Here is a 12,633-nt window from a genome sequence, read left to right on the forward strand (position 1 = left end):
CCAGTCATTATCTTCTTTGCGCTCACGGGACGCCTGGTGACAAAAGCGGGAGGAAAAGATTATACGTTGGTGTAGCGCGCCGTTTCCGGTAGCCAGCGTTCAATCAGGGCTTTCGCCTGTTCAGGATAGTGCTGGTGAATGTGTCGCGCTACGCGCTGCACTTCAGGCACCATCGCCTGATCGCGCAGCAGATCGGCAACCTTGAATTCGGCGTTGCCGGTCTGGCGGGTACCCAGCAGCTCGCCAGGCCCACGGATCTCCAGATCGTGCTGGGCAATAACAAAGCCGTCATTGCTGTCGCGCAACACCTGCAGACGACGCTGTGCGGTTTTACTCAGCGGTGCCTTATAGAGCAGTACGCAGTGGGAAGCCACTGCTCCTCGCCCCACGCGCCCGCGCAACTGATGAAGCTGCGCCAGACCCAGGCGTTCAGGGTTTTCAATGATCATCAGGCTGGCGTTTGGCACATCGACACCCACCTCAATCACCGTGGTTGCTACCAGAAGCTGCAGTTCGTTGGCTTTGAATGCCGCCATCACCGCCTGTTTTTCCGCAGGTTTCATGCGGCCATGCACCAGACCGATGTTAAGCGTAGGCAGCGCGGCTTTTAGCGCCTCCCAGCTCGCTTCCGCGGCCTGCGCCTCCAGCAGATCGGACTCTTCGATTAGCGTACAGACCCAGTAAGCCTGACGACCTTCCTGGCAGGCGAGCTGAACGCGCGCAATGATATCGTCGCGACGGCTATCGGGAATGGCAACGGTCGTGACCGGTGTGCGGCCAGGCGGCAGCTCATCAATGGTGGAGGTATCAAGATCGGCATAGGCGGTCATCGCCAGGGTCCGTGGGATCGGCGTGGCCGTCATAATCAGCTGATGCGGATGAAAGCCCTGCTCTTCGCCTTTCTCCCACAGCGCCAGCCGCTGATGCACGCCGAAACGATGCTGCTCATCAATAATCACCAGCGCCAGGCCGTTGAACTGCACCTGCTCCTGGAACAGCGCGTGGGTGCCGACCACCATCGCCACCTGGCCGCTGGCGATCGCCTCCTGCTGCGCCTGACGCGCTTTGCCTTTCTGCTTGCCAGCCAGCCAGCCAACTTCAATGCCGAGCGGCGCGAACCAGCTGCGGAAGTTGTTTGCATGCTGCTCTGCCAGCAGTTCAGTCGGTGCCATCAGCGCCACCTGCTTGCCGTGTGCGATAACATCGAGCGCAGCCAGCGCAGCCACCAGCGTTTTACCGGAGCCAACATCACCCTGCACCAGGCGCATCATCGGAAAATCGTTGGCCAGGTCATGTTCGATTTCCTGCACGACACGTTTCTGCGCGTGGGTTGGCGAAAAGGGCAGCGCCGCCAGCAGCCTGTCGCTCAGGGTATGAAGGGGCTTCATCGGCAGAGCATAGTAGCGCTGCGCACCGGCACGCACTGCCAGCATGCTGAGATTATGAGCCAGCAGTTCTTCCAGAATCAGACGGCGCTGTGCCGGGTGACGCCCGCTCTCCAGCTCGCTGAGACGCAAATCCGGTGGTGGACGATGCAGCGTGTGCAGCGCTTCTGGCAGGCTAATCAGGCCCTGCGCCAGCTCCTGCGGCAGCAGTTCAGCAATGGGCACGCTCTCCAGCAGCGTTAGCGCCTGGTCGGTCAGGCTGCGCAGCGTCGCCTGGCGGATACCTTCGGTGGTGGGATAGACCGGCGTTAAGGTCTCTTCCAGCGTGACCGGGCTCTGCTCGCCCTGGATGCGGTACTCGGGGTGAATGATCTCTGCACCACGCTGGCCGCGTTTGATCTCGCCATAGGCCGTGACGCGGCGGCCCGGTGCGAGACTGTTTTTCATTCCGGCATTAAAGTTGAAGAAGCGCATGGTCAGCACACCACTGCCGTCGCTGATTTGACACACCAGCATACGGCGTCGGCCAAAGGTGACGTCAGACTGCAACACTTCGCCCTCTACCGTCGCCCAGATGCCGGGCAGCAGATCGTTAATAGCGTAAAGCTGAGTGCGGTCTTCGTAACGCAGAGGGAGGTGAAGCAGCAGATCCTGAATGGTATGCAGGCCAAGCCTGGCGAGTTTTGCCGCCTGGCTGGCACCGACGCCGGTCAGGGTACTGAGCGGAATGGCATCCAGCAGGCGGCCTTTCATTTCTTTTTCCCCGAGGCCTGCATCGTGGTCCACCAGTCGGCGTCCGCTTCCACTTCGCCCTGGCTGTTGATGCAGGGGTAAGGTAAGCCTTTCTGTTTTGCCACGCGTGCCAGCACCGGATAGCCGCCTTCAAACAGCAGGCGCTGCTGCTCTTCTTCATCCAGCAGGCTGTGCTGGCGCTGGTAGAGTCCGGCATTCTGCCGCTGGCGCTGTGCTTCATACAGAATTAGCGCAGAGGCAACAGAGACGTTGAGCGACTGCACCATGCCCACCATCGGAATAATAATGTCGCGATCGGCCAGTGCCAGGGCTTCAGCGGTAATACCGGTCTTTTCCTGCCCCATAAGGATGCAGGTAGGACGGGTATAGTCGATTTCACGAAAGTCGACGGCTTTCGCCGACAGATTCGTGGCCAGTACCTGCATACCGCGATCTTTCAGATGGGTCACTGCCTCAGCGATGTTGCGATGGGTTTTGACCTTTACCCAGCTGTTGCTGCCTGCAGAAGCCGAGACCATGGTACGCATGCGCTCGCTGGGCCATACGGCGTGCACTTCATGAATGCCCACCGCGTCTGCGGTGCGAATGACCGCCGACACGTTGTGTGGCTTGTGCACCTGCTCCATGCAGACGGTGAGATCGTGCTGGCGAAGCGCCAGCATCTCCTGGATACGAGCAAAGCGTTGGGCGTTCATAGATTAGTTACGATTACGATGGACTTTTATCACGTCCGGCATGACGCGGATTTTACGCATAATATTAGCCAGATGGACGCGATCGCGCGCAGTCAGGCGAATAAAGGCGCTGTAAACGCGACCGTCACGCTCTTCAGTGCTCAGGCTCTGGATATTGGATCCTGCGGTATTGATCGCGGCCGTCAGGTTCGCCAGCGCGCCCTGATGGTTAAACATATCTACCTTAATCTCCGCGACGAATTCCTGTTCAGTCACCTTATCCCACTCCACCGGCATGAATTTTTCCGGCTCTTTCTGGTAACCGCGAATGTTACGACACGATTCATGATGGACAACCAGCCCTTTGCCAGGACTGATGTGCGCCACAATCGGATCGCCGGGGATAGGGCGGCAGCATTTCGCGAAGGTAATCAGAACGCCATCCGCGCCTTTGATCGGCAGTTTGCCGCGCTTGCTGGTGCTCGGTGGCGTGGCGTTGCTGGACTGCAACAGGTTCTTCGCCACGACCACGCTCATGGCATTGCCCAGGCCAATTTCCGCCAGCAAATCGTCCAGCGACGTAAGCTTCATGCGGTCCAGCTCCTGCCTGATATTCTCCGGCGTAATCTCTGCCAGCTTGCGGCTGCCGCCAAGCGCATGGCTCAGCAGGCGACGGCCAAGATTGACGGAGTCTTCACGCTTGAGGTTTTTCAGCAGCTGACGAATTTTGGCGCGAGCTTTAGAGCTGACGACAAAATTAAGCCAGGCGGCGTTAGGACGCGCACCCGGTGCGGTGATGATTTCCACCGTCTGTCCGCTGGTCAGCGGCTGCGACAGCGGGTAGGGCTGACGATCGACGCGTGCACCAACGCAGGCGTGGCCGATATCGGTGTGTACCGCATAGGCAAAGTCCACTGGCGTAGCGCCAGCGGGCAGTTCTACAATGCGGCCTTCTGGCGTGAACACATAGATCTCGTCAGGGAAGAGATCGGATTTCACGCTTTCGATGAATTCAAACGAACTGCCCGCGCTTTGTTGCAGCTCCAGCAGGCTTTGCAGCCAGCGCTGGGCGCGAATCTGCGCGGTCGTCCCGCTTTCGCCCGCCTGTTTGTAAGCCCAGTGCGCGGCGACACCCATTTCAGCCATCTGGTCCATATCTTCGGTACGGATCTGCACCTCAACCGGTACGCCATGCGGCCCGATCATGGAGGTATGCAGCGACTGATAGCCGTTGGCCTTGGGAATAGCAATATAATCTTTCATGCGGCCTGGACGCGGTTTGTACAGGCTGTGCATCTGACCCAGCACGCGATAGCAGGTATCCACATCTTTCACGATCACGCGGAAAGCGTAAATATCCATGATGGAGTGAAAGCGCTGCTCTTTTAGCGTCATTTTGCGGTAGATGGAGTAGAGATGTTTTTCACGGCCGCTGACGCGACACGGAATCCCCGCTTCTTGAAGACGCCCGTCGATTTCTGACAGGATCTTCTGAATCATCTCTTTACGGTTGCCGCGCGCCGCTTTCACTACCTCTTTAATCACGCGATAGCGATTCGGGTAAAGCGCCTCAAAACCCAGCTCTTCCAGTTCGGTTTTCAGGTGATGGATACCCAGGCGATGCGCCAGTGGACTGTAGATCTCCAGGGTTTCCAGCGCGATGCGGCGACGCTTGTCCGGGCGCAGTGCACCCAGCGTGCGCATATTGTGCGTGCGGTCGGCCAGCTTGATGAGAATGACGCGGATGTCTTGCACCATCGCCATAATCATCTTGCGGAAGTTCTCTGCCTGCGCCTCTTTCTTGTCGCGGAAGGTGAGCTTATCCAGCTTGGAAACCCCTTCCACCAGCTCAGCAACGCTCTTGCCGAACAGCTGCTCCATATCCTGATAGGTGGCAGGCGTGTCTTCAATCACGTCATGCAGCAGCGCGGCCATGAGTGTTTCATGATCGAGCTTCATCTCCGCCAGAATACAGGCGACAGCAACAGGATGGGTGATGTAGGGCTCGCCGCTGGAGCGTGTCTGTCCCTCGTGAGCATCACGTGCGACAAGATACGCTTGCTGGAGGCGCTTGATTTGCTCCTCCGGCAGGTATTTTTCAATCAGCTGATTGAGGCTTTCAAACAGATACAAGGTTGGCCTGTAGGTTGCTGTTAACGACGACCTTCAGCAATAGCGGTAACAGCTTGTAATTCAGCGGCTTCCTGCTCTTGCTGCTCCTGACGATCACGCACGTCCAGAATCTGGTTAGTGATCAGGCCTTCTTCGATTTCGCGCAGAGCGATAACGGTGGCTTTATCGTTCTCTTCCGGAACCAGCGGATCTTTACCGCCTACCTGCATCTGACGTGCACGACGTGCAGCGACCAACACCAGGTCAAAACGGTTACCAATTTTTTCTACTGCGTCCTGAACGGTTACGCGTGCCATAGGTGTGCTACTCCACAGATGAAGAAATGACTGGGCATAATACTGAAACTGACTTCAGACTGCCAATAGTTTGCTGATTAAAGCATCATGACGCGCCTTCTGACGCCCCATGCGCAGGCGCTCAGCGCGGATAATGGTTTTCAGATCGGACAGCGCCAGATCGAAATCATCGTTAATGATTAAATAGTCGTATTCGGCGTAATGGCTCATTTCGGAGACCGCTTGCGCCATACGGCGGGCAATCACCTCTTCGCTGTCCTGACCACGACCGCGCAGGCGGCGATCGAGCTCGTCCTGCGAAGGCGGCAGTACGAAAATACTGCGCGCGGCGGGCATTCTGGCACGGATCTGCTGTGCGCCCTGCCAGTCGATATCCAGAAACACATCGACGCCGGTAGAGAGCACCTGCTCAATCGCTTTGCGTGACGTGCCGTAATAGTTGTCGAAAACTTTGGCATGCTCAAGGAAGGCGTCTTCCGCGATCATCGCTTCAAACTCATCCTTCGACACGAAGTAATAGTGTTCACCATGGGCTTCGCCGGGACGCATGCCGCGAGTGGTGTGAGAAACAGACACCTGCGTATCGTACAGCGGTTGTGTCTTCAGTAACGCCTGAATCAGGCTGGATTTACCCGCGCCGCTGGGGGCGGAAACAATAAAAAGCGTGCCTTGAGCCATGGTCTTCTTGAATTGAGTAAAGAGCGGAGTCGATTTCCTGCACAGTATACACGGCTTAGCGCGCGGACGCAGCGTTTGCGCACCAGAGCGTGCTAAATCTTTTGCGGCACGGTGCACAACATCCTGTGTGCTGAGGTGCAAAGAGAGACTTTTTCTGCGTTGCCTCTTCCTTGCTTCACTTTCCTTTGTCGCCGCGCCCTGGTCAGGTTGCTTCACTAGGCAAAACCTGAGGAGGCTCACTATGAAAAAAGGATTACGCCTGCTGCTGGCCCTGTTACTGCTGGCGACGGGGGCCGCGAAGGCGCTTTGCCCGGTATGGACACCCGCTCGCGCCAGCAGTGAAATGGCGCGCCTCCAGCAGCAGCTCCAGCACTGGGATAGCGCCTATTATCGCGAAGGTAAGAGCCTGATTAGCGATGCGGATTACGATAGCCTGTTACAGCGTCTGCAGATCTGGCAGCACTGTTTCTCTGTACAGCCGCCCTATGCGCCTCACCTGCCCGCCTCGGGGAAGGTGGCGCATCCTGTTGCCCATACCGGCGTGAAAAAGCTGCGCGACAAGCTGGCGCTGGCGTACTGGATGCAGAATCGGCAGGATTTATGGGTGCAGCCAAAAATAGATGGGGTGGCGGTAACACTGGTTTACGAAGCGGGGCGGCTGACCTCGCTAATTAGCCGGGGCGACGGTCTGCACGGTGAATCCTGGCTGACGAAAGCGGCCTGGATCCCTGCCATTCCGTTGAAGATTGACAGCAACGCGCCACGCATAATCTTGCAAGGCGAACTCTTCCTGAAGATGACCGATCATCGGCAGTCGCGTGATGGAGGTAAAAATGCGCGGCCGCAGGTGGCAGGCGCACTGATGAGCCAGAAACCTGTTCCACTGTTAGCCCATCTCGGCCTGTTTATCTGGGGCTGGCCAGATGGACCCTCAGCGATGAAGGATCGGTTGCAACAACTTTCTGCCTGGGGATTCGGGCTGGCGCAACAGTGGAGCCAGCCCGTCAGCGATGAAGAGGCTGTGGCTGTCTGGCGAGAGCGCTGGTTCAATGCGGCATTGCCTTTTGTCACGGACGGCGTTGTGATTCATCAGGGACAGCGCCCGGCCGGGAAAAACTGGCAGCCCGGTGAGGGCGACTGGGCTGTCGCCTGGAAATTTCAACCGCCTGAGGTCACCAGTGAAGTGCGCTCGGTAACGTTCAACATCGGGCGAACCGGTCATATCGCCGTTGTGCTCAATATCCAGCCGGTACAGCTTGATGACAAGACGGTCCGGCGAGTGAGCATAGGGTCGCTGCGGCACTGGCGATCCTGGGATGTCATCGCGGGCGATCAGGTTGCCATTAGGCTGGCAGGACAAGGGATTCCGCGTCTGGAAAGAGTGCTGTGGCGTACAGGAGAGCGTGACTATCCGCAGCCCCCCGATCCTGCCAGTTTTACGCCGCTCAGCTGCCTGAGTTTCACACCATCCTGTCAGCCACAACTGCTCGCACGTCTCAGCTGGCTGAGCCAGAAATCGGTACTGGACATCGGTGGAGTACAGCGCAGCACCTGGCTACGACTGCTGCACGGGGGAAGCCTGAATCATCTCTTTGGCTGGCTGACGCTGACGCCGGAGCAGATTGCGCAGGCATCCGGCATTAGCTCCACGCGAGCGCACCAGCTGTGGCACCGGTTCAACCTGACGCGACAGCAACCGCTTCGACGCTGGATAAGCGCACTCGGTATACCTCTGCCGCGTAGCGCGCTGCAGAGCTTATCAGACCAGACATGGGATGAGGTGCAGCAGCGCGATGCAAAGCGCTGGCAGAGCCTGCCTGGCGTAGGCGCGGTGCTGGCGCAGCGTGTACATGCGATGTTGCTGGATGCCCGGATACAGAGGCTGATTACCTTTTTGCAACAGCAGGGCATCCCGCAAAACATCAGTGTTCAGGATGAGGGTAGTTGAAGACGGGCAGGCCAAGCCGAAAGCGCAATGCCAGCAGGCGCGCCAGAAAGCCGAACAGCAGGGTGATAATGACAACAGCCTCGTGGGCCAGCGACGTTTTGAGCAGCAGAATATAGATCCAGCCTGACGCGAACGCGATGCCTGCATATAACTCTTTCTGGAAGACCAGCGGGATGCGGTTGCAGAACATATCGCGCAACACGCCGCCAAAAACGCCCGTAATGACGGCAGCGATAGCGGCGATAATCATGGCATGACCACTGTCCAGCGCAACCTGCGCGCCGATGATAGAGAAGACCACCAGACCCAGCGCGTCCAGCACCAGAAAAACTTTACGCAGATGGGTCATCAGCGGTGCCAGCCAGGTAGTGAGAACCGCCGCAGCGGCCACGATCATGATGTATTCAGGATGCTTTACCCAGCCAAGCGGATAGTGACCCAGCAGAATGTCGCGCACCGAACCACCGCCAATTGCCGTCACGGAGGCAATGATGATCACGCCAAACAGATCCATTTTGCGTCGTCCGGCGGCCAGCGCCCCTGTCATCGCTTCAGCCGTGATACCAATAATATAGAGGACAGTTAATAACATAGCAGGCTCCAGAGGGTGGGCGGCAAGGCTACGAGGTTTGTGAAATATCAGCGAGTGAGAATTTTTCAGGTGACGCGCTTCGCATCAGTTTAACTTATGTCGGGTGCAGGAAAATACCGGTTCAGCGGGAAAGATGCGGCTAACGCTGTGTGAGCAGGATAAGAAAAAGGCATTACAGCAGGGTGAGCCTGCTAATGAGAGCGTTGGTCGAGGTGTGTTAACAACAGACGCTGAGTGCCCGGCGTGGGGTTTTAATATCTGCTGCCTGTTAAAAAATATAAATCCGGTTAAAAGAAAAAGCGTGCTGTTGCCAGCACGCAAATGCATCTTTTCAGATGCCCAGAGCCCACCATACAGACTTGTTGTTATTATTGAGTTCTTGCGCGAATACGGCTGTAATCTTTCAGGTTAAAGCGATATTCGGGCTGAAAGCTTGAGCGGCCATAATAGCAGTAGATCAGCATACGTACAGACGCCATTGCCAGATAACCCCAAATGGCGCACAGCACGGATGGGGTCAGCCAGACGGTAAATAACGTTATGGCCAGGCCGAAAAGTACCGATAAAGTTTCTGTAAATGCAATGCGGGTATACTGTCTGTCGCGCTGCAAAATAGCACGATAGTGCTGCCCCTGAGGAATAATAATAAAAATTACAGAGACCATTTCCAGCATTACAGCCAGTTCTGGCTGCTGCAGAAGTCTTCCGATGATATCGCTGCCTGCAAAAAGTACGGCAAAAATAATCAGGCTCAGCAACATATTTCCCCAGTAGAGCATCGACTGGTCACGCACCGATAAATTACCGTTGCGAAGAAGGGCATTGGAATAACCCCGATCGGCCAGCGTATCAATCACCAGCAAGCCGATAATAGCTATAGCCAGTAAGTTCAGCTCATCGGCCTGCAGAATTTGCGCCAGCAAAGTGAGCTGCAAGACCCCGATGCCAATAATTTTTATTGAAGAGAGAACTGACCATTTAGCGCTGATAAAACTGCGTTCACGTATCGCCATGATATGCTCGTTAGGTATATGTACCGCATAAACGGATACGAGTGAAATAACTGGCTATCTCACCCAGCGGGTTAATGCCATCTGCCGGCCCGAAGTCCTGATGTTTTACGCCAGACTTCACCTGTTATTATTGACTCAATACGATGGATTTCAGATGTAAAAATAATTTCCCCGGTTTTATTATTATCCCGGGATAAGGCCTTCCTCTCTGTGCTTAAAAGAAAGTCGGCCAGATCCTGGGCAAATCCCTTTATTGTCTTATATTCTCCAGCAAGCATCCTTCCTGCAATCTCAACGAGTTCCTCTTCAGAAAGCAAAGTCATGGTTGAGCGTCCATTTTATTATTTACCTGGTGTTGTTATTTTAGGTATTGCTGTGTGTGAATAATTTATACCTCGTTTTATTTAATTTAACACCATCAGAAAAATCCGATAAGGCATCTGCAAAAATAAATGGATTCATTCTTTGCATGAGATTTTTTTAAGATCGGCCGAAAAGCTTTATTAAACGTTGTGCAGTTAAAAGCCCTGACTGGTCGAACATAAAATACCCATGTCGTGCGAAAGCACGTGTTGCAGGCATTGCAGGCAAAAAGTGAGCGTAGCAGTCCAGGATTTTTCCCACACATCAGCCTTTAATGAAACTGTTATGAAAGTCTGAGATCACGTAAGAGAGAGGTGAAGTGACTAATATTTTTTTTGCGAACTTTTTTCACTTTTTTGAGGGGTAAGGCCCAACCCAAACTAAAGTCAGATACCTTTTCCCCCTGTTTTACTGCGTCAGCAGACTGTTAAGGCGGGCAAGATCGCTTCTGACCCATTCAATTTCCTGGAAAAATTTTTGATCGGACAAGAGTGGCTGACGATAAACAACCATCACAATTTCTGCGCCCTGTTCATTCGCGACCACGCGCATCGGCATATAAATCTCTTTACCAAAGCCGCTGTCTGTCCAGTGATCCATTACGCCAAAGGGATTGTGTGGTGTAAAACGAAGCCTGACCGGCCCTTGCGGTCCCTGCGCGCGCCAGTAGTTCCCTTCCTGTTCCAGCTTACTGCTGCTGAGTCCAGAGGCCCATTTGGCAAAATAATCAGGTCTCCAGATCGTTTCATATAAATCTAACCAGTTACGAGCAATGGTCTGACTGACAACCTGTGAAGACAACATGCTACCTCCTGAACGTGGTTAAAACGGCATTAAAGCATGCTGAGTCATCAGGGAACATGTTACGCGGCGAGAAGTGTGGCGCAGCCGCGATTTCAGCAGCCCGGCTTTGCGGATAGCCAGCGTCAGCGCTATGACCTCACCACGCTGCGGCTCAATACCGATGCGGTGCAGGCCAATATCCACCTTTATCGTCACGGTGATATCGGCGTCGGGCTACTGACGCCGAGCCGCGGCGATAGCAGCAATGCCATGCGGTGCATCAACCATCCACGTGAGCGTTGCCTGATACCGTGCTGCCAGACTGAGTAAGGCGGCGATACTCTCTGCCCGGACATTCGGGTAAGCCAGCAGCACGTCGCGTGCATCACTACGTATAAACATCTCTTCTTCACTCGGTTTAGAAACCATTATGCCGCTTGCACCTGAGGCACGCTGACGACGGGCAATAAAGAGACTCTTGTGAGTTTTAACAGGGGGGACGATGGGTAACGCCTGCGCGGCCTGCAGGTTTTTTGCTGGTCTGGCGACATCAATCTCAGGGTGTGGGGTCAGGCGATGGTCTGGCAAAGAAGGCGGCGGCCAGCGGTGTTTCGTATCCCTGCGAGGCCCGGCACAAACCGATGAAGCCCCGCCACGCAATACGCTGCTGCCGTATGCCAGCCATCCCTGCGTAAGAAAACGCATCATGAAGCGGTCATGATGCGGAACAGATTAGACGTAAAGTGAAGCCTCACCCGGTGGGCGGGTTTTGAAACGACGGTGCAGCCACAAATACTGCTCAGGTGCACGCAGGATCTGACTTTCAATCACCTTATTCATATAGGCAGCGGCAGCGGCCTCATCGGTATGCGGATAGTTTTCCAGTTCCGGATCGATAATAAGCTGGTAGCCGTAATTGTTCGGGTTGCGAATCAATGAAATGGTTAGCATTGCTGGCTTCGCAAGGCGTGACAGGACAAAGGTTCCGTTGGTGGTTGCGGCTTTTTCGACGGCGAACAGCGGCGCAAACACGCTGCCTTTCGGACCATAATCCTGGTCTGGCGCAAACCAGACGGATTCGCCTTTCTTCAGCGCATGAACCATACCGCGCAAATCACGTCGATCGATCATCGCTTTATTAGAGCGCATGCGACCCTTTGTCTGCGCCCACTCCATTGCCCGGTTATTGTGCGGACGGTACATCGCCATCATCGGCTGGCACAAACCGCTAATGCGTCCACCCAGTTCCAGCGACATAAAGTGCACGCCGATCACCATCACACCCCGTTTTTGCTCCATGGCAGACTGCAAATGGTGCATACCCGAAACGTCGAACAACTTCCTTACGGCCCGATCGGACCAGAACCATGCGATGCCGGTTTCCACCAGCGCCATACCCAGCGAAGCGAAGTTGCCCGCAATCATGCGTTCCATGTCGGTTTCACTGATGTGCGGGAAGCAGAGTTCGATATTGCGTCGCGTAATGTTTTCCCGACGCTTAAGGAAGTGACGAGAGAGCGTACCGGCATTAGCGCCCAGACGCATCAGGATGGGATAGGGAAGCTGAACTAACAGCCAGAGGATACCCAGCCCAAGCCAGGTTAACCAATAACGTGGATGCAGCAACGAACTGCAAAAAACTCCGGTTTTTTTCATAGCACACCTTTATGTGATGAATGTATGTATCGCATAAAGAAGCACTTCCGTAAGTTCCCCAGGCGCTACAGCTTGTAGTCAGTCGGACCGGCACCTTAACAAAAAGTGCCACGAAAAAAAGTGAATCCGCAGAATCCTGTAGAGAGAAATGTTTCATTGAGGGCGTGATTATCTGGCGGAAAAACAGCGCTGACGGGCAAATCTTCCTGCTTAACAGCGGGTTAAAAAAGTGGGTAGCACATTTTTGACAAAGCTCAAATCTGATTTAAGAAGGGTCTGGAAATGAAATATTATGTTTCTTTACGCAGACTTTACGCCCTGCTGAACGCTGGGCAGGGCGTTTCACGTGCGATATACGC

The 12,633-nt window shown here is 55.0% G+C and carries 12 protein-coding genes and 1 pseudogene; 1 reads left to right on the plus strand and 12 read right to left on the minus strand.

What is annotated here, in order from left to right; all coding sequences use genetic code 11:
* Window positions 1-59: 59 nt before the first annotated feature.
* From recG to gmk, 5 genes are read right to left on the minus strand one after another with little or no spacing between them, the layout of a single operon-like run.
* Window positions 60-2,138 (minus strand): ATP-dependent DNA helicase RecG, encoded by a 2,079-nt coding sequence (recG, locus tag HP564_RS15945; protein ID WP_371244689.1) that lies wholly within the window; start codon window positions 2,136-2,138, stop codon window positions 60-62.
* The gene (gene trmH / locus HP564_RS15950) at window positions 2,135-2,833 is read right to left on the minus strand and encodes a tRNA (guanosine(18)-2'-O)-methyltransferase TrmH (RefSeq protein ID WP_371244691.1); all 699 of its coding nucleotides are present in this window, start codon (window positions 2,831-2,833) and stop codon (window positions 2,135-2,137) included. Before trmH ends, recG begins: the two co-directional genes overlap by 4 nt.
* 3 nt (window positions 2,834-2,836) lie before the next feature.
* Window positions 2,837-4,945: a bifunctional GTP diphosphokinase/guanosine-3',5'-bis pyrophosphate 3'-pyrophosphohydrolase gene (gene spoT / locus HP564_RS15955; RefSeq protein ID WP_371244693.1), complete on the minus strand. Its 2,109-nt coding sequence runs from the start codon at window positions 4,943-4,945 to the stop codon at window positions 2,837-2,839.
* A 20-nt stretch (window positions 4,946-4,965) separates the two neighbouring features.
* Window positions 4,966-5,241: a DNA-directed RNA polymerase subunit omega gene (gene rpoZ / locus HP564_RS15960; protein ID WP_013511051.1), complete on the minus strand. Its 276-nt coding sequence runs from the start codon at window positions 5,239-5,241 to the stop codon at window positions 4,966-4,968.
* 54 nt (window positions 5,242-5,295) lie between these two features.
* On the minus strand, window positions 5,296-5,919 hold the full coding sequence (gene gmk / locus HP564_RS15965; protein WP_371244696.1) for a guanylate kinase: 624 nt from the start codon (window positions 5,917-5,919) through the stop codon (window positions 5,296-5,298).
* A 241-nt stretch (window positions 5,920-6,160) separates the two neighbouring features.
* Between gmk and ligB the strand changes: the two are divergent.
* A pseudogene (gene ligB, locus HP564_RS15970) lies at window positions 6,161-7,901 on the plus strand (NAD-dependent DNA ligase LigB); the annotation flags it as partial.
* Here ligB and HP564_RS15975 read toward each other — a convergent pair.
* From HP564_RS15975 to lpxP, 7 genes are all read right to left on the minus strand, one after another.
* The gene (locus HP564_RS15975; RefSeq protein ID WP_033754272.1) at window positions 7,842-8,459 is read right to left on the minus strand and encodes a trimeric intracellular cation channel family protein; all 618 of its coding nucleotides are present in this window, start codon (window positions 8,457-8,459) and stop codon (window positions 7,842-7,844) included. The pseudogene ligB and the gene HP564_RS15975 sit on opposite strands and share 60 nt — an antisense overlap.
* A 368-nt stretch (window positions 8,460-8,827) precedes the next feature.
* Entirely contained in the window at window positions 8,828-9,472 is a 645-nt protein-coding gene (locus HP564_RS15980) for an oligosaccharide flippase family protein (RefSeq protein WP_371244698.1), read from the minus strand.
* Window positions 9,473-9,543: 71 nt separating this feature from the next.
* Complete coding sequence (locus tag HP564_RS15985; protein WP_371244700.1) at window positions 9,544-9,795, minus strand: hypothetical protein; 252 nt, start codon at window positions 9,793-9,795, stop codon at window positions 9,544-9,546.
* Between the two features lie 448 nt (window positions 9,796-10,243).
* Entirely contained in the window at window positions 10,244-10,639 is a 396-nt protein-coding gene (locus tag HP564_RS15990) for a polyketide cyclase (protein ID WP_371244702.1), read from the minus strand.
* 18 nt (window positions 10,640-10,657) lie between these two features.
* The gene (locus HP564_RS15995; protein ID WP_371244704.1) at window positions 10,658-10,834 is read right to left on the minus strand and encodes a hypothetical protein; all 177 of its coding nucleotides are present in this window, start codon (window positions 10,832-10,834) and stop codon (window positions 10,658-10,660) included.
* 18 nt (window positions 10,835-10,852) lie between these two features.
* Window positions 10,853-11,326 carry a hypothetical protein gene (locus HP564_RS16000; protein ID WP_371244706.1) on the minus strand — a complete coding sequence of 158 codons (474 nt, stop codon included), beginning with the start codon at window positions 11,324-11,326 and terminating at the stop codon, window positions 10,853-10,855.
* Window positions 11,327-11,350: 24 nt separating this feature from the next.
* Window positions 11,351-12,274 carry a kdo(2)-lipid IV(A) palmitoleoyltransferase gene (gene lpxP / locus HP564_RS16005; RefSeq protein ID WP_371244708.1) on the minus strand — a complete coding sequence of 308 codons (924 nt, stop codon included), beginning with the start codon at window positions 12,272-12,274 and terminating at the stop codon, window positions 11,351-11,353.
* Window positions 12,275-12,633: the final 359 nt, after the last annotated feature.

This window comes from Pantoea sp. KPR_PJ (assembly GCF_041386365.1).
In the GTDB taxonomy this organism is placed as follows: Bacteria; Pseudomonadota; Gammaproteobacteria; order Enterobacterales; family Enterobacteriaceae; genus Pantoea.

Excerpts from the sequence above, each read along its gene's own strand:
- recG (WP_371244689.1), bottom strand. The coding sequence starts at position 2,138 with ATGAAAGGCCGCCTGCTGGATGCCATTCCGCTCAGTACCCTGACCGGC.
- trmH (WP_371244691.1), bottom strand. The coding sequence starts at position 2,833 with ATGAACGCCCAACGCTTTGCTCGTATCCAGGAGATGCTGGCGCTTCGC.
- rpoZ (WP_013511051.1), bottom strand. The coding sequence starts at position 5,241 with ATGGCACGCGTAACCGTTCAGGACGCAGTAGAAAAAATTGGTAACCGT.
- gmk (WP_371244696.1), bottom strand. The coding sequence starts at position 5,919 with ATGGCTCAAGGCACGCTTTTTATTGTTTCCGCCCCCAGCGGCGCGGGT.
- HP564_RS15975 (WP_033754272.1), bottom strand. The coding sequence starts at position 8,459 with ATGTTATTAACTGTCCTCTATATTATTGGTATCACGGCTGAAGCGATG.
- HP564_RS15980 (WP_371244698.1), bottom strand. The coding sequence starts at position 9,472 with ATGGCGATACGTGAACGCAGTTTTATCAGCGCTAAATGGTCAGTTCTC.
- HP564_RS15985 (WP_371244700.1), bottom strand. The coding sequence starts at position 9,795 with ATGACTTTGCTTTCTGAAGAGGAACTCGTTGAGATTGCAGGAAGGATG.
- HP564_RS15990 (WP_371244702.1), bottom strand. The coding sequence starts at position 10,639 with ATGTTGTCTTCACAGGTTGTCAGTCAGACCATTGCTCGTAACTGGTTA.
- HP564_RS16000 (WP_371244706.1), bottom strand. The coding sequence starts at position 11,326 with ATGATGCGTTTTCTTACGCAGGGATGGCTGGCATACGGCAGCAGCGTA.
- lpxP (WP_371244708.1), bottom strand. The coding sequence starts at position 12,274 with ATGAAAAAAACCGGAGTTTTTTGCAGTTCGTTGCTGCATCCACGTTAT.